The organism is Oceanobacter sp. ABM4_470, assembly GCF_056158645.1.
In genome coordinates this window covers 280169-304319 of sequence record NZ_JBSWTR010000001.1, presented here as the reverse complement: position 1 = coordinate 304319, position 24151 = coordinate 280169, and the positions used below count along the sequence as shown (strand labels likewise).

At 55.8% G+C, this 24151-nt stretch carries 22 protein-coding genes and 1 pseudogene; 9 read left to right on the top strand and 14 right to left on the bottom strand.

Features of this window, described 5'->3' with window-relative positions; all coding sequences use genetic code 11:
• Window positions 1-103 precede the first annotated feature (103 nt).
• Window positions 104-1012, top strand: a complete 909-nt coding sequence (locus ACXADJ_RS01305; RefSeq protein ID WP_475062198.1) for a LysR substrate-binding domain-containing protein — start codon at window positions 104-106, stop codon at window positions 1010-1012.
• Here ACXADJ_RS01305 and ACXADJ_RS01300 read toward each other — a convergent pair.
• Window positions 1009-1596, bottom strand: a complete 588-nt coding sequence (locus ACXADJ_RS01300) for a hypothetical protein (protein WP_475062196.1) — start codon at window positions 1594-1596, stop codon at window positions 1009-1011. The genes ACXADJ_RS01305 and ACXADJ_RS01300 overlap by 4 nt on opposite strands.
• Window positions 1597-1764: 168 nt before the next feature.
• On the opposite strand from ACXADJ_RS01300, the gene ACXADJ_RS01295 reads away from it, so the two are divergent.
• Entirely contained in the window at window positions 1765-2931 is a 1167-nt protein-coding gene (locus ACXADJ_RS01295) for a DUF5610 domain-containing protein (RefSeq protein ID WP_475062194.1), read from the top strand.
• A gap of 170 nt (window positions 2932-3101) precedes the next feature.
• On the opposite strand, the gene fdhA is transcribed toward ACXADJ_RS01295, so the two are convergent.
• Together fdhA and ACXADJ_RS01285 are read right to left on the bottom strand one after the other, a co-directional pair.
• A complete protein-coding gene (fdhA, locus tag ACXADJ_RS01290; protein ID WP_475062192.1) occupies window positions 3102-4298 on the bottom strand; it encodes a formaldehyde dehydrogenase, glutathione-independent in 1197 nt (398 codons plus the stop codon).
• A 282-nt stretch (window positions 4299-4580) separates the two neighbouring features.
• Window positions 4581-4817 (bottom strand): DUF2061 domain-containing protein, encoded by a 237-nt coding sequence (locus ACXADJ_RS01285; RefSeq protein ID WP_475062190.1) that lies wholly within the window; start codon window positions 4815-4817, stop codon window positions 4581-4583.
• Between the two features lie 325 nt (window positions 4818-5142).
• Between ACXADJ_RS01285 and ACXADJ_RS01280 the strand changes: the two genes are divergently transcribed.
• A protein-coding gene (locus ACXADJ_RS01280) for an IS3 family transposase (RefSeq protein ID WP_475062188.1) occupies window positions 5143-6305 on the top strand; the annotation gives its coding sequence in 2 pieces (ribosomal slippage) (window positions 5143-5398 and window positions 5398-6305; 1164 coding nt in all).
• 309 nt (window positions 6306-6614) lie between these two features.
• A complete protein-coding gene (locus ACXADJ_RS01275) occupies window positions 6615-7106 on the top strand; it encodes a hypothetical protein (RefSeq protein ID WP_475062186.1) in 492 nt (163 codons plus the stop codon).
• A gap of 461 nt (window positions 7107-7567) precedes the next feature.
• Here ACXADJ_RS01275 and ACXADJ_RS01270 read toward each other — a convergent pair whose 3' ends face one another.
• The 7 genes from ACXADJ_RS01270 to ACXADJ_RS01240 all read right to left on the bottom strand — a co-directional run bounded on the left by ACXADJ_RS01270 (window position 7568) and on the right by ACXADJ_RS01240 (window position 13884).
• Window positions 7568-8845 carry an MSMEG_0569 family flavin-dependent oxidoreductase gene (locus ACXADJ_RS01270; RefSeq protein WP_475062184.1) on the bottom strand — a complete coding sequence of 426 codons (1278 nt, stop codon included), beginning with the start codon at window positions 8843-8845 and terminating at the stop codon, window positions 7568-7570.
• 184 nt (window positions 8846-9029) lie between these two features.
• Entirely contained in the window at window positions 9030-9323 is a 294-nt protein-coding gene (locus tag ACXADJ_RS01265; RefSeq protein WP_475062182.1) for an MSMEG_0570 family nitrogen starvation response protein, read from the bottom strand.
• 74 nt (window positions 9324-9397) lie between these two features.
• The gene (locus ACXADJ_RS01260) at window positions 9398-10447 is read right to left on the bottom strand and encodes a sll0787 family AIR synthase-like protein (RefSeq protein ID WP_475062180.1); all 1050 of its coding nucleotides are present in this window, start codon (window positions 10445-10447) and stop codon (window positions 9398-9400) included.
• Window positions 10448-10507: 60 nt separating this feature from the next.
• Window positions 10508-11164, bottom strand: coding sequence for an MSMEG_0567/Sll0786 family nitrogen starvation N-acetyltransferase (locus ACXADJ_RS01255; protein WP_475062178.1), 657 nt, complete (start codon window positions 11162-11164; stop codon window positions 10508-10510).
• 38 nt (window positions 11165-11202) lie between these two features.
• Window positions 11203-12396: an MSMEG_0568 family radical SAM protein gene (locus ACXADJ_RS01250; protein WP_475062176.1), complete on the bottom strand. Its 1194-nt coding sequence runs from the start codon at window positions 12394-12396 to the stop codon at window positions 11203-11205.
• A complete protein-coding gene (locus ACXADJ_RS01245) occupies window positions 12356-13387 on the bottom strand; it encodes a Nit6803 family nitrilase (RefSeq protein WP_475062171.1) in 1032 nt (343 codons plus the stop codon). The genes ACXADJ_RS01250 and ACXADJ_RS01245 overlap by 41 nt, the downstream gene beginning before the upstream one ends.
• Window positions 13388-13401: 14 nt before the next feature.
• Window positions 13402-13884 carry an MSMEG_0572/Sll0783 family nitrogen starvation response protein gene (locus ACXADJ_RS01240; protein ID WP_475062169.1) on the bottom strand — a complete coding sequence of 161 codons (483 nt, stop codon included), beginning with the start codon at window positions 13882-13884 and terminating at the stop codon, window positions 13402-13404.
• A gap of 400 nt (window positions 13885-14284) precedes the next feature.
• Between ACXADJ_RS01240 and ACXADJ_RS01235 the strand changes: the two genes are divergently transcribed.
• Together ACXADJ_RS01235 and ACXADJ_RS01230 are read left to right on the top strand one after the other, a co-directional pair.
• Window positions 14285-15685: an aminotransferase-like domain-containing protein gene (locus tag ACXADJ_RS01235; protein ID WP_475062167.1), complete on the top strand. Its 1401-nt coding sequence runs from the start codon at window positions 14285-14287 to the stop codon at window positions 15683-15685.
• A 315-nt stretch (window positions 15686-16000) separates the two neighbouring features.
• Window positions 16001-16459 (top strand): REP-associated tyrosine transposase, encoded by a 459-nt coding sequence (locus tag ACXADJ_RS01230; protein WP_475062165.1) that lies wholly within the window; start codon window positions 16001-16003, stop codon window positions 16457-16459.
• A gap of 241 nt (window positions 16460-16700) precedes the next feature.
• Here the strand turns inward: ACXADJ_RS01230 and ccoG are convergent, their stop codons facing one another.
• Window positions 16701-18203, bottom strand: coding sequence for a cytochrome c oxidase accessory protein CcoG (gene ccoG / locus ACXADJ_RS01225; RefSeq protein WP_475062163.1), 1503 nt, complete (start codon window positions 18201-18203; stop codon window positions 16701-16703).
• A gap of 117 nt (window positions 18204-18320) precedes the next feature.
• Here ccoG and ACXADJ_RS01220 point away from each other — a divergent pair, with 117 nt between their 5' ends.
• From ACXADJ_RS01220 to ACXADJ_RS01210, 3 genes are all read left to right on the top strand, one after another.
• A complete protein-coding gene (locus ACXADJ_RS01220) occupies window positions 18321-19766 on the top strand; it encodes an aminotransferase-like domain-containing protein (protein ID WP_475062161.1) in 1446 nt (481 codons plus the stop codon).
• Window positions 19767-19956: 190 nt separating this feature from the next.
• Window positions 19957-21669, top strand: coding sequence for a nitrite/sulfite reductase (locus ACXADJ_RS01215; RefSeq protein WP_475062159.1), 1713 nt, complete (start codon window positions 19957-19959; stop codon window positions 21667-21669).
• Complete coding sequence (locus ACXADJ_RS01210; protein ID WP_475062157.1) at window positions 21669-22139, top strand: DUF934 domain-containing protein; 471 nt, start codon at window positions 21669-21671, stop codon at window positions 22137-22139. Before ACXADJ_RS01215 ends, ACXADJ_RS01210 begins: the two co-directional genes overlap by 1 nt.
• 214 nt (window positions 22140-22353) lie before the next feature.
• Here ACXADJ_RS01210 and ACXADJ_RS01205 read toward each other — a convergent pair whose 3' ends face one another.
• From ACXADJ_RS01205 to cydB, 3 genes and pseudogenes are all read right to left on the bottom strand, one after another.
• Window positions 22354-22572 (bottom strand): DUF6500 family protein, encoded by a 219-nt coding sequence (locus ACXADJ_RS01205; protein WP_475062155.1) that lies wholly within the window; start codon window positions 22570-22572, stop codon window positions 22354-22356.
• Window positions 22573-22591: 19 nt separating this feature from the next.
• Window positions 22592-22986, bottom strand: a pseudogene (locus ACXADJ_RS01200) (GFA family protein).
• A gap of 160 nt (window positions 22987-23146) precedes the next feature.
• Entirely contained in the window at window positions 23147-24151 is a 1005-nt protein-coding gene (gene cydB / locus ACXADJ_RS01195; protein ID WP_475062153.1) for a cytochrome d ubiquinol oxidase subunit II, read from the bottom strand.

Genomic DNA, 24151 nt, shown 5'->3' with positions numbered 1-24151 from the left:
CTTGAATGCACCGGTTAAATTATCAGTTCGTGGAGGATTCTAGTTTTTATCGATTTGGTTATAATCCCGTAAATTAGCAATTGATCTTTACGAGACAGTAAAAATGGCGCAATGGGAAGGGGTTCGTGAGTTCGTCGCAGTAGCGGAAACCAACAGTTTTACCGAAGCCGCCAACCGCCTGAAGCTGTCTGTGGCACAGGTCAGCCGCCAGGTCGCGGCACTGGAAGCCCGTCTCGACAGCGAATTACTGCATCGTACCACCCGCAAGGTGTCAGTCACCGAAGCCGGACAGCTGTTCTATCAACATTGTCGCCCATTACTCGATGGCCTCGAAGAAGCCGAACGGGCGCTCAGTTCATTAAGCCACAAAGCCAGTGGCCTGATCCGCCTGACTGCGCCATTTACCTTCGGTGAGGGACATATTTCGCCGCTGCTGAACGAATTTCTGGTGCAACACCCGCAAGTGCAGCTGGAATGCCAGCTCACCAACCAGAAAGTCGACCTGATTGACGGTGGCTTCGACCTCGCCATTCGACTCGGCAAACTCGAAGACTCTTCGATGAAAGCCCGGCGCCTTTCCACCCGCCAACTGCACCTGTGCGCCTCACCGGAATACCTGAAAAACCACGGCGAGCCGCATTCGCTCTCGGAACTGGAACACCACAACTGCCTGCTTGGCACACTCGACTACTGGCGCTTTCGCGAAAACGGCAAGGAACGCATTCTGCGCGTGAACGGCAGCATCAAAACCAACGCTGGGCTTGCACTGGTCGATGCCGCACACAAGGGGCTGGGGCTGGTGCAACTGCCCGACTACTACGTGCGTTGGCATCTGGAAAAAGGCTGCCTGGTAGAACTGCTGCCGCAATTCCGCCCTGAACCAGAAGGCATCTGGGCGCTGTATCCCCACGGCCGTCATCTGTCGACCAAGGTGCGGCTGTTGGTGGATTTCCTGGCGGAGCGGCTGGCAAGCGCGCCTGCGGTGAGCGCGTTCAATAGCCACGATCATTAATGATGGCCGTGACTGCCGGAATGAGATGTGTCACCTCCCATGTATCCACGCAACATCATGTATTGATGAATCTGGTGACGAGACAGCAGTTCGGTTTGCAGCAAATGGGTTCGTAAATGCTCGGCGCGCAGCTTGGCTTCAACTTGCGCAGCAGCCAAAACCAGCTTGTCCAGACTGGCCGAGTTGATGTTTTTCTCGGCGAATGCTTCGTCTAACGCCTGCTCAGCCGCCACCAGTTTCGCGCCCAACTGTTGAAATTTAGCCACCGCCTTTTGCTTAAGTACTTCCGTGGACTCTCGTTGCTGCTGACTCAGTTTCAGTGCATCAGCCAACTCCAGAACATGCACAGGGCCGGGGTAACCGTTAAGCTCCGCCGCTTTGGCATAGCCCAACCCTTTACCCTGCAACAGACCAGCAACCCGATCCTCTGGAAGCGCTTTGATGCTGCGATTTTGCTGTCCTTCGTAGGGAGAAGCCGTGGTGTGCCCAGCCACTTGATGTTGTTGAGCAGCGGCGCTAACGGCAGAGATCAAAGCAGCAGACATCAAAACAGCAGTGAACAATACAGATCTGAAAAGCTTCATGGCTAAATTCCAATGTCGATATAAACAAGCAGTAGTCTACACAATTGCGGACTGACCCATACCGAAAAACATCCTAAAGCCGTCCAGTAAACAGCCGATACCCTTCAGATCAAATACCTCGCAGCGGCTTCACATCTGGCTGCCGCGGTCCTGAAGGGAGGTCGCACCATGATCGATTTCAATAATTTTGTGTCTGGCAAAGGCTATCAGTCCAGCCAAACTCTGGGCTCCAGCACAGCGCGCTCCGACAACGCCCGCCAAGCCGAGGCCAAAGCTGAACCTGGAGAGGTAACCGAAACTGACAGCGGCTCTGGCATCCAGCTGGGCGAACGGGTAGACCCGGAAACCACCGCCAACAACATTCTGGAATTTGTCTCCCGCGGGATCGACAACCTGAAAGCCCAGGGGGCATCGGAAGAGCGGATTCAAGCACGTTTGGAAGCCGCCCGCGAAGGCGTCGCCAAAGGTTATGCCGAAGCTACTGAAATGCTCGATGGCATGGGCTTGTTGAGCGAAGACCTGGAATCTGAAATCGCCACCTCTCGCTCCATTGTCGACAGCAGCCTGGCCGACCTCAGCAGCCTCGAAAACTACCTGAACCAGAACAACACTGACGACGTCGCCGAGAGCCAACAACTGACCGTTAGCGCACTGATGTCGTCAGTGTCTTCTGCCAGCGCCAGTGGCAACACCGGTGCCGTTCAGAACAGCGCCAACTACAGCCGCGCCGACAGCAGCAATACCTTCGCGCTGGAAGTGCAAACTCGCGACGGCGACACCGTAACCGTGTACTACGAACAGAACAGCAGCATGGAAGAAGCCTCATCCAACGGCAGTTATGCGTTCTCTTCCCTGCAAGATCAGGCCTTCAGCTTCAGTGTGGAAGGCGAGCTGGACGATGGTGAAATGGAAGCCTTGAATGGCTTGTTCAAACAGGTGGAAAGCCTCAGCAACCAGTTCTTCGCTGGCAACATGGGTGAAGCCATCAAGCAGGCCATGGACATTGGCTACGACAGCACGGAACTGGCCGCCTTCAGCCTCGACCTCAGCCAAAGCCGCGCCGTGCAAACCACCAGCGCCTATCAATCAGGTTATGGTGCAGACAACAGCTCAGCCCCTACCGAAAGCCTGGAATCGGTCAAAGGCCCACTGGCTAACTACGTCGAAAGCGTACTGGCGGCCGCCGAGCAATCCAACCCGTTTGAAAATGTACTGGATATGATGGGGACCATGGCCGAAAGCCTGGTGGGCTCCGACAACGACCACCTGAGCGCCTTCCGCCAGTTTAATCAGGCATTGGTGGATTTAAGTAACGCCCGCAATGAGCTGATCTAATAAGGACACGAAAGCCTCATTCCCGATGCAAGCTTTCGCGTCCCGATTTGAACAGCGATGGACTCTGAATCTCGCCGGAGGTCGTCCAGAATAACGGTGATGCTGTAGGAGGGAATTCATTCCCGATATAGAGGATGGGCTCGAGTGCCCATCGTCCACAACCATCTCGCTTACGACCTCACCATACCGTGTGGATCGATCACAAATTTCTTCGCCGCACCGCCATCAAACGCCTCATAGCCCTTCGGCGCATCGTCCAGAGAAATCACCTCAACGTTAACTGCCTTGGCGATTTGCAGCTTGTCGAACAGGATCGCCTGCATCAGGCCACGGTGATACTTCATTACCGGGCACTGACCAGTGTGGAAAGAATGCGACTTCGCCCAACCCAAACCAAAACGCATGCTCAGGGAACCCTGACGAGCGCTTTCATCTTCCGCACCCGGGTCTTCAGTTACGTACAGGCCTGGAATACCAATCTGGCCACCGGCACGGGTGTGCTCCATGGCAGAGTTCAGAACGGTAGCCGGTGCTTCGGTCTGGTGACCACAGCCACAGGCGTGGGCTTCGAAGCCTACACAGTCAACGAAACAATCCACTTCACGTTCACCCAGAATCGCTTCGAACTTGTCGCCCATGTCGCCATCGGCTTTCAGGTCGATGGTTTCACAACCGAACGAACGCGCCTGTTCAAGACGCTCTTCAATCATGTCGCCAACAATCACACAGGCCGCACCCAGCAAATGCGCAGACGCCGCAGCTGCCAAACCCACAGGGCCAGCGCCAGCAATATAAACCGTGCTACCTGCGGTAACACCCGCCGTCACACAACCGTGGAAACCGGTTGGCAGGATGTCCGACAGCAGCGTCAGATCCTGAATTTTTTCCATGGCGTGATCGCCATCAGGGAATTTCAGCAGGTTGAAGTCGGCGTAAGGCACCATAACGTACTCAGCCTGACCACCTACCCAGCCGCCCATGTCCACGTAGCCGTATGCGGCACCCGGACGAGCAGGATTCACGTTCAAACAAATACCGGTCAGACCTTCCTTACAGTTGCGGCAGCGGCCACAAGCAATGTTGAACGGTACAGAAACGATGTCACCTTCCTTGATGAACTCAACGTCGCGGCCGGTTTCAATCACCAAACCGGTAATTTCATGGCCCAGAACCATACCGGCAGGCGCGGTGGTACGACCGCGCACCATGTGCTGATCACTGCCACAGATGTTGGTGGTGATTACTTGCAGAATTACACCGTGCTCGCACTTGCGATCGCCCAGCGCCAGCTCCGGATAAGCAATGTTCTGAACTTCGACCTTGCCCGGGCCCTGATAGATAACACCGCGATTGCTCTTGTTACACATAACCTGAATTCCTGTTTGGCGATTTGTTTTTTTTGGTGCCCGAAGCCAGTCATCCCGAACAGGTGCTGGCCAAAGTAATGTCCACTTTGCTCATCCGGGGGCAATCACGATATGCCTGTGCAACGAGCTGCAATGGTCGAAAAACGGCAGCGGAATTCGTACACAAACAAGAAGAAAGGTTAATTCGGGACAAAATAACAAAAACGCCAAGACAGAACGGCGGGTAACCAAACAAGCTACCCGCCATCCTGAGGAGATAAAAAAGTTATATCATAACAATAATCAGCGGCCAACACCTTCTGCCTGAACCGCCATCAAACCGTCGATGGTTTGCTCGCCCACGCCCTGGATTTTCTCCTTCATGTTCCAGGCCATTTCGTGGAAGTAAAACGCCACCGTATTAATGGCTGGCTCAATCAAGGCCACCAGGCCGCCTACCAGCAAATCACCGGTCAGGGCGTAAGCCACAGTGAAGGCAACAGAAAAGTGCATTACCGCGAAAGTCAGTGTCTTGGTCATGGGTAGCTCCTGTGCCAACTCTGGTTGGCTGTGTTTGGAAGACACTGTTAATTTAGGCTTTGGCTATCAATTTTAGAAATCAAATAAACCGATGCAATTGATAGTGTTTTGGCTATCAGAAATCAAAAAACGATAGCAAACACCAAAACCCATTCACTCTCACCCGAACTACGCGTCCAAACTACGCGCTTGAACTAAACGCCCGAGCTCCCCACCCCAAACCCCAACCTGAAACTGCCTGCCTCGCTGTAACCCTCACAGTGTAGTGGTTCAATAATCTCGGACACCCAGATAGGTGGTAATCTTGCCGCCAAAGAGGTGTTCAATGAAAAGACAACGTCGTTCCTTCACTCCTGAGTTCAAACTCGAAGCAGCCAGCCTTGTTCTCGATCAGGGGTATTCCATTCCGCAGGCCAGTAAATCGCTGGACGTGGGTGAGACAGCCCTTCGCCGATGGGTTGACCAGCTTCGTGAAGAACGTGGTGGCAAAACGCCAAGCTCCAAGGCCATGACGGAAGAGCAAAAGCGCATTCAGGAGCTCGAAAAGCGCGTAAGAGAGCTCGAAACCGAGAAGCGAATATTAAAAAAGGCTACTGCTCTCTTAATGTCAGACGAATTCAAAAATATGTACTGATAGACCGGTTGGGAGAGCTGGAGCCAATCAAATGGGTCTGTCAGGCGTTCGGTATCAAGCGTTCCAGTTACTACGATTACTGTCGTAACAAGCGTCGAATCAACCCCAGACGACTGGAGCTCAAGGCCCATGTAAAACGGGCATTCAATCTCAGTCGTCATGGCTTTGGTAGCCGCGGTATCCGTGACTTATTGAAAACCGAAGGCATTGTTATTGGACGTTATCTGGTGCGCAAACTGATGAAAGAATCGGGGCTGATCAGTAAGCAGCCGGGTGCCCACAAATACAAAAAAACTGGGATGGAACACGTTGAAATCAACAACCTTCTGAACCGTGAGTTCTCTGTTGAGCGGCCCAATCAGGTTTGGTGTGGTGACATCACCTACATTTGGACAGGAGAACGTTGGTCGTACCTTGCCGTGGTCATGGATTTATACGCTCGCAAGGTCGTGGGTTGGGCCATGTCCAACAGCCCTGACAGCGAGCTGACGACAAAGGCACTAGAGGATGCCTGGCTGCGTCGGGGCAAACCGGAAGGCGTGATGTTCCACTCGGATCAAGGAAGCCAGTACACCAGCCTGAAGTTCCGTCAGAGAATCTGGCGTTGTCGTATGGCTCAGAGCATGAGCCGACGTGGCAACTGCTGGGATAACGCACCGATGGAGCGACTGTTCCGCAGCCTGAAAAGCGAGTGGGTTCCGGATACCTGGTATCGATCACTGGCGGAGGCAAAAATGGATATCGGCCGTTATTTGATGGGCTTTTACAACCAGCAACGGCCACATACTGCGAACGGAGGAATCAGCCCTCGCGCCGCAGAAGAAAAACTTAAAACCGTGTCCGGAATCAGTTGACCACTACACAGAACAACTCGACAGCACCTTTCAACAACCCGACACTGAAACTGGTACGGCCTACTGGTACGGCTACAGCTACACCCGCGCCGCCCTGCACCGCTCCTGCGTAGGGCTGTTTAGCAGCATGGCGGCTTAGCACTCTGCCTTGATTCCGTTGTCTGATACTCATTGGCTGCCCGTTCTTTAGGTATTAGCCTCAGGGCGATGACTTTGGGGGATGTGTTTCAGCGTATGGGTTTCAAGGCAGTCGCCTCAGTGAGCAAACCAGGGCAGTACACATAACCGCAACGGCTTCAGGGAGGGATGATGTCCAGTATGAAAAGTCCGGCAGAGTTCAAACTCGTGCAGATGCACATTGGCGAGGCCGAGTCGTCGTTCTCGTGGGATGGTGGCAGCCAGCAGGTTACCCTGCCCGTCGGCTTCGAGGGTATCGCCAGCCGCTATTTTCGCCATACCCCGCCGACCTACGACGATATTGAATACGCCATCAATGAGATTGAGGACCAGATTGAAAAGGTCGCCCGCAAGATTCCCATTGAGGGCAGGTCGTTGGTTAATGATCAGGGCTTTATTTACACCATTGCCAGGCAGGCAGGAGTGCCAGACAGCGATGACATGGTATTGCGACGCGAGGCGTTGGAAGCCTTGTTCGGGCGCTACGCCGAAATCGCCGCCGGACGGCCACCGCAAGCGGATGAGCCGGATACCTCGCGGCGGTTTTATGCGCAGTTGTTGATTTTCCGTGAGTACATGCACCACCTGAAGTTCGACCGGATCAGGGTGACGCGGATGTTGTAGGAGGGAATTTATTCCCGAGCCCGAGCCCGAACCCGAACCCGAATTTTCGATGTCCATTGGCGAGCGTAACATAAACCCGGGAATGAGCAGGCTCATCCATCGGGAATAAGACTCCGCGTCGCGATTCTCTCCTACAAGCGCGTAAATCTGTGGGTTTCGGGAATGAATTCCCTCCTACAAGCGCGTAAGCCTGTGGGCCTCGGGAATGAATTCCCTCCTACAAGCGCGTAAATCTGCGGGTTTCGGGAATGAATTCCCTCCTACAAGCGCGTAAATCTGTGGGTTTCGGGAATGAATTCCCTCCTACAGGCAGCGGAAACCTGTGAGGTTCGGGAATGAATTCCCTCCTACAGCGTAACGTTGGTTGTGTAGGAGCGAATTTATTCGCGAGGTAGCGTTGGTGTTATCGGAGCGGGCCAGTGTGCGTTTGGGTAACGCCCACTGGCCCTGTTTCATACCGTTCAGGCCGTGGCTGTCTGCCTGGCGTTCAGTTCACGGTCGCTTTTGTAGCCTTTCATGTATTCACACAGGTAGTCGGCATCCTGTTTTACCGCGCCAAAGCGGCCGGAGCCCCAGGTGTGCAGCCATGGCAGGCCGATGAAGTACACGCCTGCCTGGCCGGTGATGCCACGGTCGTGTTTCGGGTGGCCCTGACCGTTAAATACCGGTGCGTCGAGCCAGCTGAAATCCGGGCGGAAGCCGATGCACCACAGAATGGTGGTGATGCCGGATTCGGCCAGGTTCAGGGTGATGCGTTCTTGCGGTACTTGCCACACCGGCTCGTAGCGGGATGGGCCTTCTGCGGTTTCGATGCCTTGTTGTTCAATCCAGGCGTCGATGCGGGCATTGATGTTGTTGTAGGTGTTGTCGGCTTTTTCCAGATTCTCGGTCAGGTTCGGTTGGAAGATCAGGTTTTCGCCGTCGAAGTCGGTCATCAGGCCGTACAGTTCCATGCCTTCAGTGGCGAATTTGCGCAGGTCGATGTCACGTCCGCCGTCACGACCGGTAACGTAGTGGTTGGTTTTGGCGGCGACGTTCTTGCCTAACGGGTGTTCTTTTACCGAGATGTCGTAGTAGCCCATGTCGTACAGCCATTCCACCACGTCCTTGCCACGGTAGAAGCGCGCTACTCGTGGAGCATCGCCGGTAGCGAGGAATACTTTGCGGCCTTCCAGGTGCAGGTCTTCGGCAATTTGCGCGCCGGACTGGCCGGAACCCACCACCAGCACGGTGCCTTCTGGCAGCTCGGCGGCATTTTTGTATTGGGCAGAGTGAATCTGGTGCACGGTTTCGGGAATGCGTTCGGCCATGCGTGGAATCACTGGCTGGTGATAGCCACCGGACGACACCACAATCTGGTCGGCGGTGTATTCGCCGTCGCTGGTGCTGACGTGGTACAGGCCGTCGTCATCGCATTCAACGCGCTTCACCGCCACGCCTTCTTTTACCGGTGCATTGACCTTGGCGGCAAAACGTTCCAGCCATTCGACGGTTTGCTTGCCGGTCATAAAGCCTTTTGGATCATCACCGTCGTAAGGCAGGCCCGGCAGGTCGCATTGCCAGTTTGGCGTCACCAGGGTGAAGGAGTCCCAGCGTTCGTGCTTCCAGCCGTGCAGGATGGTGTTTTTCTCGAACACCATGTGGCTCATGTTGGCTTGCTGCAGGAAGTAGCTCATGGTCAGGCCGGATTGGCCACCGCCGACGATGATGACGTCAAAATGGTTGGAGGTTGTGTTCATAGCTCTGTCTCTCTGTCTTTTTACCGTTCTGGAAAATGTGCTCTGGCCGCCATTGGCTTTAAAAACGAGGCTTCAAAAAACCTGGCTTCAAAATAGGGTTTCAAACATGGCAAGCGCGGGGTCAGGACGAGACTCTTGGCCGGTCTCTGTTGGCTCTGACTTCCCTCAATGCGCTGCCTTTGGTTCAACGGGGAATTTCAGTCATCGACAACACGGTTATCTGACGGCTCTGGTCTTCAAACTCTGCCGCTCGTAGCTTCAGTTGACTGTTCTGGTCACTGGCACTGGAGCAGTAGTAGCCGTAACTGGCTTTTACCCGTTCACTGGCCTGGCTCAGCGCCGCTTCGGCTTTTTGCATGAATTCGCTCAGCGGCATGCTGTCACCGGGCTTGAACGCCTGATAGATGACGGTGGACGGCGAGTAACACTGTTCTTCCTTGCCGTCCGGCCAACGGACGTAAAAGTTAACTGCAGGCATAAGGTCTCCCTGGCAGGCTCTTGGCCGCCATTACGTTTAATGATTTTTTGGGGTTAGCGGTGGAACGGAGTCGCTCAGGTAAATCCGGTCAGACTCTGTTCCCGCAGGTTGTAGAAGCAGCGCTGTTCGCCCTGCCAACTGACTTCCAGTGTCTGGCTGTCGGTGATGTCGCCAATCACCGCCGCGCTGATGCCACGTTCAGCAAAGGTCGCCAGCAAGGCTGGCAAGCGTGCATCGTCGGTGGTCAGCAGGTAGCCAAAGCTGGGGAAGGCACAAAGCCAGTCCGCCATGGCGACCTGTTCGGGTTTAGGCAGCAAATCGAGGTTCAGCTCAGCGCCACACTTTGAGCTTTCCAGCAGCATGATGCTGGTACCCAACAGTCCGGCCTGACTGATGTCCTTGCAGGCATCGGCCAGTCCTTGTTCGGCGATGGTTGGCAGTAATTCCAGATCGCCACGCAGCCGTTCAGACGGTGCTGAGGTGGCGGCATTCCAGTTAAGGCTGCCGTTCTGGAACTGGCCGCGATGATCAATCGCGGCAACCAGACGCTGCCCCGGTTTGGCCGCAAAGGCGCTGAGCAAGGTGTTCGCATGTCCCATGATGGATACCGCCAGATTGACGTCGTTGGATCGGATGTTGCTGTGGCCACCCACAATCGGCACGCCCAGATGCGTCGCTGCATCGCACATGCCGCGCAGTAATTCAGCCAGCCATTGGTCGTGGCCGGGCTGGCTGGCATCGCTCCAGAGGGCATCGACGACCGCCGTTGGCCGTCCGCCCATGGCGGCGATATCACTGCAATTGACCATCACACTGCACCAGCCAGCAAACCAGGGTTGCTGCTGTACCAGCTTGCCTTGCATGCCTTCGATGGCCAGCAGCTGGTAACCGGACTCGCCGTTGAGTCCGATCGGGATGGCGGCGGCATCGTCGCCGTTGGGATGCCAGCCATCCGGTAATGGTGGAAGATGCTGACTGACCGCAGCGATGTCCTGCTTGAGGCCAATACCGCAACGTTGCGATACCTGCTCCAGCAGGGCGTGCAGTTGTTCCGACGCCTGCGCCTGTACTTCATTGGCTGCGGCAGCGGGATCAAAATGCGGTTTTCTCATCATCATGTTCATGGGCAACTCTTTTAACGGTTACTTCAGTTTGGCTGCGCTCAGATGTGCGGCGCTCAGGGGTCAGGCAGCAGATGGCGCGAACCACTTGCGCAGCAGTTCCGGAATCACTATCTGACGGCTGTTCAGCAGTTTCTCTTTCTGCCAGCGCACACCCACCAGCCCCGGCCAGAAGTCGGTGTACTGATGCTGCTTGCGGGCTTTCAGAACAAAGCCGCTTTTCGGTGTATGGCACGGCGGATAGGCAGCCAGGTCAGCTTGCATCACCGCGTGTTTCATATCGAGAATGTCGCGGTAGCTGTGGGTTTCCCACTTGAGCCGACGGAACAGCACTTCGTTCTGGGCCTGTACTGTGGCCATAAAGGTTTTGCAGCCCAGCGCATGAGCACTGCTGACCGCCAGTTTGATCAGGGTTGACCCCAACTGCCCCTGACTGCGAAAGGCCGGATCGACCGCCAAGCGCGAGCCATACCAGAGCTGCTCGTCGGCATCGCCTTCGCGGTGAATACGCACCGTGCCAACCACCTTGTCGTGCCAGCCACCGTTATTGGCCAGTGCCACCAGCGTGCGGGCATGACCATCGGTTTCATCAATGTCGTCGCCTTCGAACAAGCCTTGCTCGTCGCAGAACACGCGGCGGCGCAAGTCATGGGCTTGCTCAACTTCCCATGGCAGGGTCGCCCATTTGATGGTGTAGTCAGAGTAATCCGGGTATTTCATCGCTGTTCCCTCGTTGAAAAGCGCGGTTAAAATCTGCGTCAGTTACAAGCACCTGCCAGTGTCAGTGGGCCGGTTTCCATACGTTTGTTGCTGTCTTTGGCTGCCCCTGCTTCTGCGGCAGCGGCTTTTTCGTATTCCGACAGCGTTGAGCAAGCACCACACTTGGAGCAGCCTGCCTTGCCGGTGTCGGCAGTCATGCCTGCTTCGAACAGTTGCTTGCCGAGCGGCTTCAGAATGCTTTCCATGAATTCCGGCGTTGGCGACTGATGGTCTTCCAGCGGTGTGCCGCGAATCGGCACAAACGGCACCACGAACGGGTACACACCGATCTCTATCAGGCGTTCGCTGACCTCCAGAATAAATTCCAGGGTATCGCCCAGTCCGGCCAGGATGTAGGTGCTGACCTGACCACGACCGAACACCGCAACCGCTTCTTTAAAGGCTTCGATGTAGTCTTCCAGGGTGTCTTCGGACTTGCCCGGCACCATCTCTTCGCGCACCGATTGGCTCAGCACTTCCAGATGCATACCGAGGCTGTCGATCCCGGCGTCTTTCATCAGCTGATACCAGCTCGGGTCTTTGGGCGGTTCGCACTGGCCCTGAATAGGGATGTCGACCACCGCCTTGATGGCACGAGCGCTGTCGGCCATCACTTTGGCGCCGCGATCCGGCGTTGCCGGGGTACCGGTGGTCATGATCATCTGGGTCACGCCATCCAGCTCGACCGCCGCCTTGGCGACCTCGGCCAACTGTGCCGGGGTTTTCTCGGCGATGGTTCGGCCTGCCCGCAGCGACTGACCAATCGAGCAGAACTTGCAGGCTTTTTTGCGGCTTTCATAACGGATGCAGGTTTGCAGTACCGTGGTCGCCAGCACGTCCTTGCTGTGTAAAGTCGCTAACTGCTTGTACGGAATGCCGTCGGCAGTCTGGCCACTGTAGAACTTCGGTTCGCTGGCGAAGCTGACGTTCTTGAGCGGAATCAGATTGTCTTGCTGCTTCTGTACGATCTGCTCGCCGTCGGTCAGCGACTCCACTTCGAACGGCGATTCCCACGCCGACTCGGTGTAAATCGGCACCATCACAGTAGTGCCGTTGACGGTCACCGCCTGATGGTCGGATGGCCCCGCGCCGCCACGGCGGGCAACGTGGCGCTGGTCCGGCCGGGTCAGCCGTAAACCGCGAGTCTGTAACTCAGTGATCAAACGCAGGGGTGATTCGATAGCCTGATTCATGCTCTTCTCCTGCAACGTTTTTTGGGGCTTGCTCAACCTGCGACGACTCGAACATGCCTTGCTTGTAGGCCGCCGGTTCATCGTTGATGGCAAGACGCAGTAGCTCCGGACGGGCGTAGTGACCAACGGAGTCCATCATCCGCTTGCGCTTGGTGATCAGGCTGAAATCGAGATCGGCGATCACCATGCCTTCGCCTTCCGTCAGTGCCGGGGCCAGGTGTTTGCCTTCCGGCGAGATAATCGCGGTGTTACAGCCATCCCGCAGAGCCTTCTGCAGTTTCTCGTCCGGGGTGATGGATTCGATCTGCTCATCGGTCAGCCAACCGGTGGCGTTCACCACAAAGCAGCCGGACTCCAGCGCGTGATGGCGAATGGTGGCTTCAATCTGGTCGCCGAATACCGGGCCCACCAGCGAACCCGGAAACTGGCTGCAATGAATCTGTTCGTGCTGGGTCATCAGCGCGTAACGGGCCAGCGGGTTGTAGTGCTCCCAGCAAGCCAGCGCGCCGACTCGGCCAACACTGGTGTCTGCCACTTTCAGTCCGGCGGCATCGCCCTGCCCCCAGATCATGCGTTCGTGATAGGTCGGGGTAATCTTGCGGCGCTTCAGCACCAGCTGACCGTCAGCGTCAAAAACAAGCTGGGTGTTATAGAGGCTGCCGTGGTCGCGTTCGTTAACGCCAAGCACCACCACCATGCCGTGCTTGCGAGCACGCTCGCCTACCGCATTGGTAATCGGACCCGGCACCACCACGGCTTCTTCGTACAGGCGCAGGTGCTCCGGACCGCACTGCACCGCTGGCAGCACAAAGGAAAAATACGGATACCAGGGCACGAAGGTTTCCGGGAACACAATCAATTCGACGCCTTTGGCAGCCGCTTCATCCATCGCGTTGAGTACATTGGCCAGCGTACCGTTGGCGCTCCGGAGGTCCGGAGCGATCTGAACGGCCGCGGCCCGCACTGTCTTGTTGTTGTCGGTGTAAGACATGGGCCGCGTTTTCCTTACAGAGTCCAGGTGTCGATGATCACTGCGTTGTCACGCATGTGCAGCAGTTTCAGATCCATCACATCCAGCGGGTTGATTGGCGTGATGCCTTCAATCAGGGAAGGTTCGCCGTGGCCGTACAGGGCCTGCAGAGCAAAACGACAGCAGTACACCTTGCCGCCTTCAGCCATGAATTTTTTCAGCTGATTGGCGTAGTTCTGATGACCCGGGAAGGCTTCGTCGCCCAGCGTCGGGAAGCCGCGCTGAATACCCAGCGTCACACCCGGGCCGTACAGCAGGATGGAGGTCTCGTAACCCTTACGCTGCAGACGGGTAGCTTGCAGCATATTCACCAGACCGATTGAACCTTCAAAGGCCACGGTGTGGAAAGTCACCAGGGCTTTTTCGCCATCGCGGGCCTTAACGTCTTCAAATACTTTCTCTTCGTAATCAACGAAGAAATCACCGGACTTGTGCATTGGCTGAGTTACTTGAGGCATGGTTTGCTCCTTTCTTGGTTGATAAGACCGTCCATTGTTGTTGGTGGACTCGGCCTTTTTATGCAATCAATTCATGCAATCAAGTTAGAGCAATCAAGGGGCCAATATTGATTCAAGTGATTGCAATCAAGGTGCAATCAAACAGTCATACGAACTTCTGAAAGGCCGCAAAAAAATTTCATAACGGTTAAAAAGCAATCAATACCCAATCAATAATTTCCCCTGAAATGCACTGATAATGGGCGGTTTTATTGACTCAGGCCCAGATATAACGCCACCTTCATGCCAATGTGGTTATTCAGATTTTTGTTTATCTGGCAGTTGCGATCATTCAATGCAATCATTAACGAATTGATTGCATTCAATCTGCTCCAGGAAAATCAAGACGGAACCCTATCCAATGAAAAACACCGAGCTGGCGCGCTGGGCACGTCGACTGAAAAACGCCGATGGCATTCCGGCCTATCGCTTGATCGCCGACCTGATTGGTGAAGACGTCGACAGTGGCCGCTTGCAAGCCCGCGACCGGCTGCCAACCCTGCGTGATCTCGCCACCGCTACTGGTATCAACTACACCACTGCTGCGCGGGCCTATCAGGAAGCCAAAACCCGTGGCCTGATCGACTCTCATCCGGGCTCAGGCACCTTTGTAAAAGGCAAGACCGCCACCGTTCGGCCAAGTATTGGCAGCTATGAAATGACCATGAACCTGCTGGTCGAGCCCGCCATTCCAACCTTGATCGAACAGATCCGCGACAGCGCCCACAGCGTGATGTCGAACCGCGATCTTTACTCGATGCTGCGCTATCAGGCGTTCGGTGGCACACGGGAAAACAAAGAGGCAGCGCTGATCTGGCTCGACCAACGGCTACCCAACCCGCAACTGGAACAGGTGATGATTTGTCCGGGCATTCACTCTGCCCTGACCGGATTGATGAGCACCCTGATTGAACCCCATCAGGTGCTGTGCGTGGAAAGTCTGGCCTACCCTGGCATCAAGGCCATTGCCGCCCAACTGGGGATTCAGCTGCACTCACTGGAACGCGATAACGATGGCCCGCTGGTACGACCGTTCGAGGAATTCTGCAAGCTCGGCAACGTCGGGGCGATCTACCTCAACCCGACCATCCAGAACCCCACCACCGACACCATGAGCAAAAACCGCCGTGAAGCCATCGCCGATGTTTGCCTGCGCTACAGCATTCCCATCATTGAAGACGAGGCCTACACCATGCTGGCTGACGAAGCACCGATAAGCTTCGCCGAACTGGTTCCGGAACTGAGCTGGTACATCACCGGCACCTCCAAATGCTTCGGCCCGGGAGTACGCTCGGCGTTTATGTACAGCCCCGGCAAACGCCAGCAACAACGGGTCGCCGCCGCCATGCGCGCCCTGCACGTGATGTCCAGCCCACTCACCGACGCACTGGTAAGCCAGTGGATTCTGGATGGCACCGCCGATCAAATGGTGAAAAGCATCCGCCGTGAGTCCATCGCCCGTCTGCGTATTGCCGAACAGGAACTGGGGAAAAGCAACCTGCGCTCCGCCGAAGGGGCATTCCATTTATGGCTGCAAATCCCCAAAAGCTCCGACTGGAACCCATCGGAACTGGCGGTACAGCTAAGGCAAACGGGTGTCAGCGCCGTATCCAGCGCCGCCTTCTCTACCGACAACAACCCACCTAATGCCGTGCGGTTATGCTTCGGCGGGCCGATCAGCCGCGAACAGTGGCAAGAGAACCTGCATCAGGTAGCGGATTTGATTGAACAACCGAGTTATCTGAGCACCGGGATGCATTGAGGAAGACGTGGGAGTGTAGGAGTGAATCGGGGCGCGTCGCTTTATTCGCGAAGGCGTCAATCAACGCAAATTTTCGGGATGAACAAGCCCATCCATCGGGAATAAATTCCCTCCTACAGGATGACCTCGGTATTGTAGGAGGGAATTCATTCCCGAACCCGGCGTTAAACGCAGCCAGTAGCATTGGTATTGTAGGAGGGAATTCATTCCCGAACCCGGCGTTAAACGCAGCCGGTAGCATAGGTATTGTAGGAGGGAATTCATTCCCGATCCCCGCTAAACTGCCAAAACCAACCGCAGGCAAGGACGCTGGCGATGAACAACTCCCCAGGGCAGCAAGCCCTCCGCAAGGGCCGGGTTTCCATTCCCGGCCAGATCTACCTTGTGACTACCGCCACCAATAACCGAATGCCGATCTTTGCTGATTGGCCCGTTGCTCATACAGCGGTGCATACCTTTACCAGCCAGCCGGTGTTGCAACAAACCCGGCTGCTCTGCTGGGTGCTGATGCCCGACCACGTACATTGGTTAATTCAGATTGATCAGCAAACCCTGTCGGGCGAGGTGAAGCGTATAAAAGCGGCGACCGCCCGGGAGATTAATAAACATCATGGAATAGCGGGTTCGCTGTGGCAACCGGGGTTCCATGATCGGGCGATTCGACGGGAAGAGGATATCAGGCAGGTGGCGCGCTACGTTGTCGCCAATCCGTTAAGAGCGGGATTGGTTGAGCACATTGGCGATTACCCATTTTGGGATGCCGTTTGGTTGTGAATGATGGATCAAGCGAAGGGTCTTCTATCGGGAATAAATTCCCTCCTACAGGTAGCGCAAATTGGCTGCGGATTCGGGAATAAATTCCCTCCTACAGGTAACCTTAGTCTTGTAGGAGCGAATCGGGGCGCGGAGTCTTATTCGCGAGGTAGCGTTGGTGTGGTAGGAGAAGATCGGGACGCGTAGCTTTATTCGCGAAGGCGTGCCAACAGCACGCCTCACTTTCCGGTTCCGCCAGGCCTCAACGCGCACTCGCTGGCACAATAAATTTGGCTTCACGTTGCTGTTGAATGCCATCCATCGCGAAGTCGAACACCAGCATATCGGGCGTTACGCGATCGGTAAGCGAGCACACCCGGTAGCTTTGCCATTTGCCTTGGGCGTCGTTCAAATCCACCGGCGCAGGGCCGAGCAGTTCAAACCGCGCGCCACTGTGGCTGGTAACCGTCAGGTTCACTTGCTGCGATCCTTTTACGAAGCTTTCGAGTTTGATTTCAAAGTCGTTGCACCAGGTGTCGTCGGCCCGTTGCACGTATAGCTGGCCACGGCTTCGGTGTACTTCGGCCAGCAGTTCAGTGCTGTTGGCAAAACCCCAGGCAACGCCAGAAAACGCCAGTGTCATCACTGCGCCGTAGCCCAGCAGTCGGGGACGAATCAGGCGGCGCGGTTTGCCCAGCAGTTCGTTGTCGGAGGCAAACCGGATCAACCCTTTGGCTTTGCCGAGCTTTTCCATCACGCCGTCGCAGGCGTCGATGCAGGCACCGCAGTCGATGCATGGCAGTTGAAGGCCGTTACGAATATCAATACCTACAGGGCACACTTGCACACACAGGGAGCAGTCGACACAGTCGCCCTGACGCTCGCTTTTCTCAGTGCCAGCGGCAGCACCATCGGCAGCGGAGCCACAACCCTGTTTTTGTTGTTTCTGATGACGGCTACGCGGTTCGCCGCGCACCACATCGTAGGAAACCGTACAGGTGTCAGAGTCGAACATCACGCTTTGAAAGCGCGAATACGGACAGGCATGGGTACAGATTTTTTCGCGCACCAGCCCGGCATTCGTGTAGGTCAGCAACGCCATGATGATGGTCCAGCCCCAGGCAACCGATAGCAGGTCGAAGCTGGCCATGTCTGCCAGCAGTTCACGAATCGGCATAAAGTAGCCCGCAAAGGTGATAGCAGTTACCAGTCCCACCGCCAGCCACGCCAGATGCTTGAGGCCACGACGCAGGTACTGAACAGCGGTTAGGCCTTTTTCATCCATCTTTTTGAGCTTGCGGGCATCGCCTTCTATCAATTGTTCGATGCGAATAAACAGCCAGGTCCATACGCTCTGCGGGCAAGCAAATCCGCACCACACGCGGCCATAGGCCACCGCCGTAAAAAACAGTAGGGTGGCAGACGCAATCAACAGCCCCGACAGAATGTGCAGGTCGTGCCAACCCAGACTGCTGCCAAACAGGAAGATACGGCGTTCTGCAAACGAGAACAGCACCGCTGGGTGGTCGCCCCACTGCACCCACACCATGCCAAAAAACGCCAGCAGCAAGGGGGCGCTGACGATGCGGCGCAGGTTCTGAAAAATGCCGCTGACCAGCCGCACGTAAAACTTGCCGTTCACCTGGGCCGGCTTTTTCGGTGGCAGTAGCTGTTGCAGCTCATCGGTGGTGCGTGGCGTTGAGTGCACGCCGGAGGGATCAAACTCGTTCACAAGGGGAATGCGTGCCGCGGTGGTATGTTCCATCGTTCTGGCCTCTCATCGAATAATCACTGGTTGCAGAGTAAGCAATTGACAGCAATCGAATCAGGCCTAAAAATTTTAAAAAGAATGGGGACAGATGGGCACAATCGGGGAAGCAGCATGAATAACAACACTCTTCAACATTACCGCTACCAGCAACTGGAGCAGCAGTTGTTGGATGGCATTCAGCAGCAGCGTTGGCGTCTGGGTGAACGCCTGCCATCCATTCGCACCCTGTGCCAGGAGTTTTCAGCCTCGAAGGCCACAGTGCAACATGCGCTGCAACGGCTGGAGGCTCAAGGGCTGTTGGAAGCCCGCCCCAAATCCGGCTTTTACGTTACCCTGCAACCCAGTGCCATTACCGCCCCCAGCACCACCAGCAAGCTGGAGCCACCGCGTCCGGTGAGTGTCAGTGAACTGCTGCTGGACATCATGCGTCGCAGTGCCGCTTTCGATATTTTGCCCGAGCGTCCAAGCGGCGATTTACCGCCGGGCATTGTCGCGCTCAACCGCTCCATCGGCCGTGCCCTGCGCCGCCAGCGTGGTGACGATTACCTCTATTACGATGATCCGGCAGGCATGCTGTCATTACGAGCACAACTGCAGTTGTCGCTGTCCCGCCGCGGTTGCCCGTTAGGTATAGACGACATCGCCATCACGTCGGGCTGTCAGCAGGCGTTGTTTCTGGCGCTGTCTGCCTGCTGCCAGCCGGGCGATGTGGTGGCGGTGGAATCCCCCGGTTTTTACGGCGTGATGCAGCTGCTGCAACAGCTGCAACTGCGGGTGATCGAAATCCCGGCTCATCCCAACAGCGGCCTCGACATCGACGCTTTTGAGTCGGCACTGAAACAATGGCCCATCCGCGCTTGCTTGGTGTCGCCCGCGTTTGCAACACCAACCGGCGCGCTGATGCCAGAAGCCAGTCGAAGCCGCCTGCTGGCATTGGCGGAGAAGCACGATCTGGCGGTGATTGAGGACGACATCTATGCCGACACGGCGTTTAACAGCATTCCCGACCCGCTTAAGGCACTGGAAACCGGAGCCAACACAACCACGCAAGATCCGAAAAAGAGCCGGGTAATCTTGTGCAGCTCATTTTCCAAATCGTTGTCGCGGGACCTGCGCATCGGCTGGGTCTGTGGTGGCCGCTGGCACCGCCAGATTTTGCATATGAAAATGATCACCCAGCTGGCGTCCAGCCGATCGCTGCAACAGGGCATCGCCGATTTCATGGAAGATGGCCACTACGCCGCGCACCTGAAACGGCAGAAATATCAGCTGCGCAATCAACGGGATCAGCTGCTGGGAGCACTGCGAAGCTGGGGGAACGACCACAAAATCAGCACCCCGGAGGGTGGACTGGCACTGTGGCTGGAGCTGCACGAGCAAGCCGACACACTGGCTCTTTACCCACGCGCGTTACAGCAAAAAGTTGTGATTACGCCCGGGCCACTGTTTTCAGCCTCGGGCAAGTTCAGCAACTGTGTGCGGCTCAGCTTCGCCCACGACTGGAACGACCATCGCCAACAGGCACTGGCGCGGTTCCGGGGACTGGTGGAGGGTTGATATCTTCAACCGGGTGCGTGGTACGCGCCCTACGTATCTTACTTTATGATTTAACGTAGGGTGTGCACTGCGCACCAAATGCGTATTCCGCCCCCCAAACTGTCCCTATTTATTTTAATTTTTTTGAGCCTGAACCTGATCTGCGTCAAACCCTAATCTGTAGGCCACTCCACTGTTCAGGCTCGTGTTTGTGTACCAATACAACGACTATGACGATGCTCTGGTGCTTGCCAGAGTTGAAGAATTTCGCGATCAGGTAGCCCGCTATCAAGCCGGAGACCTCAGCGAAGACGAATTTTTGCCACTGCGCCTGCAGAACGGTCTGTACATGCAGCGCCACGCCTGGATGCTGCGTGTCGCTATTCCTTATGGCACCCTGTCTGCCGATCAGCTGCGCTTGCTGGGTGATATCGCCGACCGTTACGACCGTGGCTATGGCCATTTCACCACCCGTCAGAACCTGCAGTTCAACTGGATTGAGCTGAGCGACGTGCCAGACATTCTGGAAGCCCTGGCCGGTGAGCATATGCATGCCATTCAGACGTCCGGTAACTGCGTGCGCAATATCACCACCGAAGCGTTCGCCGGTGTCGCCGCCGACGAAGCCATGGACCCGCGCCCCTTTGCCGAGCTGCTGCGCCAATGGGCCACCATCAATCCGGAATTTCTGTTTCTGCCACGCAAATTCAAGATTGCGGTGTCATCCTCCGATGAAGATCGCGCGGTGATTCGCGCCCACGATATTGGCCTCTATCTTTACCTCCATAATGGCGAACCGCACTTCCGCATTATGGTCGGCGGTGGTCTTGGCCGTACGCCAATTCTGAACCAGATGCTGTTTGAACAGGTTCATTGGCAAGACCTGCTGGGATGTCTGGAAGCCACCTTACGGGTGTACAACCGCTTTGGTCGTCGCGACAACAAGTACAAGGCTCGCATCAAGATTCTGGTGAAGGCGTTAGGCATTGATGCCTTCCGCGATGAAGTCGAACAAGAGTGGCAAAAAATCCGCAACAGTGGTGCTGCTCCAGTGGTCAGCCATAAAGAGCTGGCTCGCATCAGCGCCGGTTTCCAGCGTGAGTACCCAGCGCCAAACAACCAGCCGGATCTGGATTACGGCGCCTGGCTGGCTCGTGACAAGGACTTCGCCCAATGGGTTCAGCAAAACACCCGCGCCCAAAAGCAGCCGGGCTTTGTGGCGGTGGTGGCTTCCACCAAACCCGGACCACACGCCTTTGAAAACAGCGCCCCCGGGGACCTAAGCAGCAACCAGATGCGCGAACTGGCCGACCTGGCAGAACGCTACAGCGATGGCGAAATTCGGGTGACTCACGAGCAAAACCTGGTGCTGACCGATGTCGCCCGCTGCGACCTGTTGCCACTCTGGAAAGCCTTCCAACGCATTGGTCTGGCAACGCCAAACATCGGCCTGTTAACCGACATCATCTCCTGCCCCGGCGGAGACTTCTGCGCTCTGGCCAACACCAAGACTCTTCCGGTGGAGCGTCAGATTCAGCAGCAGTTCGACCAGCTCGACTACCTGCACGACCTTGGTGAATTGAGCCTGAACGTATCGGGCTGCATGAACGCCTGTGGCCATCATCACGTTGGCAACATCGGCATTCTGGGCGTCGTGAAGAAGGGCAAGGACGGCATAGAGGAAGAGAACTTTCAGGTCACCATCGGTGGCCAGCAAGGCAAGGGCGCTCGCATCGGCAAAATCATTGGGCCGGCCTTTCCGGCAGAAGAGATTCCCAACGTATTGAACCGCCTGACCGACCACTACCTCAGCGTTCGTGAAGGCGATGAAAACTTCGCCGACTGCGTTGAGCGGCTTGGCGTCCCGGCGTTCAAGGATGCCGTTTACAACCGCGGCCACCAACCCCTTGAGGAGAGCTGCTGATGAGCCAATTGATCGCTATTCGAAATGGCGTGGCCGAACGGGTGTTTGATGACCCCTGGAGTCACCCTGGCCATCAGGCCGATATGGAACAGCAGGTAGCAATAGGCCAAATCCTGACCGTCGAACAATACCGCCGCTGGCTAGCTGAACACAGCGCATCGGAAGCTGCTCCAGCATTGCAATTGAGCGCCAACGACGAACCGGAAGAACTCGCTGATCTGCTGCAACATTGCCCTATGGTGGCACTGGAGTTCGAGAAGTTTACCGATGGCCGCGCCTATTCTCAGGCTGCTGTGCTGCGCCGCAATATGGGCTACGAAGGGGATATTCGTGCGGTGGGTGACGTGCTGCGCGACCAGTTGGTACTGATGCAGCAATGTGGTTTCAGTTCGTTTGTCATTCGTGCCGATAAAAGTCCGGAAGATGCCCTCAAGGGGCTGCAACGCTTCCGCTATGGATTTGCCCGCTAGCTGAGTCAAACAACGGGCAAATACGGCAGCGTCTTTGGTCCGGTAGACCCAAAGAAGCGACTTCCCCCGAACCGTTCAAGTTGCCGTTTTACCGTCCGGATATGCTCTGGTTATCCGGGCGGTTTTTTATCAGTCAAAACCCTTCAATGTAATACGCCTTCGGCTATTACATCCTACGCCTATCCAGCAAACACGCCTGGCATATGGCCCGGAATCAAAGGCCTGCCCTGACCATGTCGCGGATTTTCACGGCCTTTTCGAAGTGATCCAGTTGATGCCTTTCAATCCACCAGGATGCGGCTTCCATCAGCATTCCGGGGTCGTCGTTCCTGTTGCCAAAAAACGAGTAAAACGACAATCCAACATTGTCACCCTTGGCTTTGATTTTGGCGTTACAAACCACAATGATTTTGTCGCACAATGCTTGTCTCATCACTCTTCCTTGATGCTATTCAGCGGTTTACTTGCCATTGCTCAAAAGCAGGCAGGTTGTCGTAGGCTAACCATTCAACGTGATGTTCCGTCCAGATGTGGGCTTCGGGTTTTACGCCAGGGTCATCATCGAGTGTCGCAACACGCAAAACTACATGCTTCTGCCCACATCTGTCGGCGATCAAGTGACTACCGCAGATCGAGCAAAAGTGCCTTCGCTTACCAGGACTGGATACGTAAAGGCTTAGCTTGTCTTCTCCCTGGTCCAGTGAAAGTGTTCTCGCAAGACACCGGCCGTACTGGCGAATGGCGCTGCATGAGCCTTTCGACAGGTATTACAGTGGCAATGGATGATCGGAGTAAGGAGTGCATCCACCGCATAGTGAATTGCGCCACATAAGCAGCTTCCTTTCATGCCAAATTCCTTGTTTGTGAGTGCCGCTGCTGAACGAAAGCGGCTATAGAACACGCTCCGCAGTATAGCCGAAAGATCTTCAGAAAACTGATACCCAGCTGGCATCCGGATACAAAAACGCCGGAGCAAGTCCGGCGTTATCAGGGTCGCTCTGAATGGCTCAGTGATAACCGTCGTCCATATTTACCTTGCCGCGGAACACGTAGTACGACCAGGCGCTGTACATCAGGATTACCGGGATAATCAGCAAGGCACCAATCAGCGCAAAGCCCTGACTGGATGTTGGCGCAGCAGCGTCCCAGATACTGACATTGGGAGGAATCACATTAGGCCACAAACTGATGCCAAGGCCGACATAACCCAGCGCCATAATCAGTAGCGAATACACAAACGGTGCCGCTTCTCCCTGTTTTACTGAACGCAGCAGCTGTATCGCGGCCAGCAAGGTCAGTATTGGCATAGGCAGCAGCCAGCAGATATTCGGGAAGGCAAACCAGCGTTCGGCGATGGCCGGATGCTCCAGAGGCGTCCAGACAGACACCACCGCAATAAACGCCAACAAAGCCCATACCAATTTGGCGCTGATGGCGCGCATCTGGTTTTGCAGCCGATGTTCAGTTTTCATAACCAGCCAGGTGCTGCCCAACAGGGCATAAGCAGCGATCAGCGCCACACCACAAAACACCGAAAACGGGCTGAGCCAGTCAAAAGCTCCACCAGCAAACTGGCCCTGCACCACCTCCAAACCGGAAACATAACCACCCAGAATCACCCCCTGACAAAACGTCGCCAGCAATGAACCGGCGAAGAAAGCCAGATCCCAAAGATGACGGCTTTGTGCTGAAGCCTTGCCCCGGGCTTCAAAGGCAACGCCCCGAAAAATCAGCCCCACCAGCATCAGCACAATGGGAAGATACAGGGCGCTTAAAATCACCGAATACGCCATCGGAAAGGCCGCCAGCAGCCCGGCACCGCCAAGCACCAGCCAGGTTTCGTTACCGTCCCAGATGGGAGCGACACTGGCCATCATGCGGTGCTTGTCGTCGTCAGACGATACCAGCGGAAACAGAATACCAACGCCCAGATCAAAGCCATCGGCCATCACATAAAGCATCACGCCCACCAGAATAATAACCGCCCACAGCAGCGAGGTATCAATGCCCAT

Bases quoted from the DNA above. Each gene is read 5' to 3' on its own strand.
- ACXADJ_RS01210 (WP_475062157.1), top strand. From the start codon at position 21,669: ATGAGCCAATTGATCGCTATTCGAAATGGCGTGGCCGAACGGGTGTTT.
- ACXADJ_RS01275 (WP_475062186.1), top strand. From the start codon at position 6,615: ATGTCCAGTATGAAAAGTCCGGCAGAGTTCAAACTCGTGCAGATGCAC.
- fdhA (WP_475062192.1), bottom strand. From the start codon at position 4,298: ATGTGTAACAAGAGCAATCGCGGTGTTATCTATCAGGGCCCGGGCAAG.
- ACXADJ_RS01295 (WP_475062194.1), top strand. From the start codon at position 1,765: ATGATCGATTTCAATAATTTTGTGTCTGGCAAAGGCTATCAGTCCAGC.
- ACXADJ_RS01245 (WP_475062171.1), bottom strand. From the start codon at position 13,387: ATGTCTTACACCGACAACAACAAGACAGTGCGGGCCGCGGCCGTTCAG.
- ACXADJ_RS01270 (WP_475062184.1), bottom strand. From the start codon at position 8,845: ATGAACACAACCTCCAACCATTTTGACGTCATCATCGTCGGCGGTGGC.
- ACXADJ_RS01285 (WP_475062190.1), bottom strand. From the start codon at position 4,817: ATGACCAAGACACTGACTTTCGCGGTAATGCACTTTTCTGTTGCCTTC.
- ACXADJ_RS01220 (WP_475062161.1), top strand. From the start codon at position 18,321: ATGAATAACAACACTCTTCAACATTACCGCTACCAGCAACTGGAGCAG.
- ACXADJ_RS01305 (WP_475062198.1), top strand. From the start codon at position 104: ATGGCGCAATGGGAAGGGGTTCGTGAGTTCGTCGCAGTAGCGGAAACC.
- ccoG (WP_475062163.1), bottom strand. From the start codon at position 18,203: ATGGAACATACCACCGCGGCACGCATTCCCCTTGTGAACGAGTTTGAT.
- cydB (WP_475062153.1), bottom strand. From the start codon at position 24,151: ATGGGCATTGATACCTCGCTGCTGTGGGCGGTTATTATTCTGGTGGGC.
- ACXADJ_RS01205 (WP_475062155.1), bottom strand. From the start codon at position 22,572: ATGAGACAAGCATTGTGCGACAAAATCATTGTGGTTTGTAACGCCAAA.
- ACXADJ_RS01260 (WP_475062180.1), bottom strand. From the start codon at position 10,447: ATGAACATGATGATGAGAAAACCGCATTTTGATCCCGCTGCCGCAGCC.
- ACXADJ_RS01255 (WP_475062178.1), bottom strand. From the start codon at position 11,164: ATGAAATACCCGGATTACTCTGACTACACCATCAAATGGGCGACCCTG.
- ACXADJ_RS01300 (WP_475062196.1), bottom strand. From the start codon at position 1,596: ATGAAGCTTTTCAGATCTGTATTGTTCACTGCTGTTTTGATGTCTGCT.
- ACXADJ_RS01265 (WP_475062182.1), bottom strand. From the start codon at position 9,323: ATGCCTGCAGTTAACTTTTACGTCCGTTGGCCGGACGGCAAGGAAGAA.
- ACXADJ_RS01230 (WP_475062165.1), top strand. From the start codon at position 16,001: ATGAACAACTCCCCAGGGCAGCAAGCCCTCCGCAAGGGCCGGGTTTCC.
- ACXADJ_RS01250 (WP_475062176.1), bottom strand. From the start codon at position 12,396: ATGAATCAGGCTATCGAATCACCCCTGCGTTTGATCACTGAGTTACAG.
- ACXADJ_RS01240 (WP_475062169.1), bottom strand. From the start codon at position 13,884: ATGCCTCAAGTAACTCAGCCAATGCACAAGTCCGGTGATTTCTTCGTT.
- ACXADJ_RS01235 (WP_475062167.1), top strand. From the start codon at position 14,285: ATGAAAAACACCGAGCTGGCGCGCTGGGCACGTCGACTGAAAAACGCC.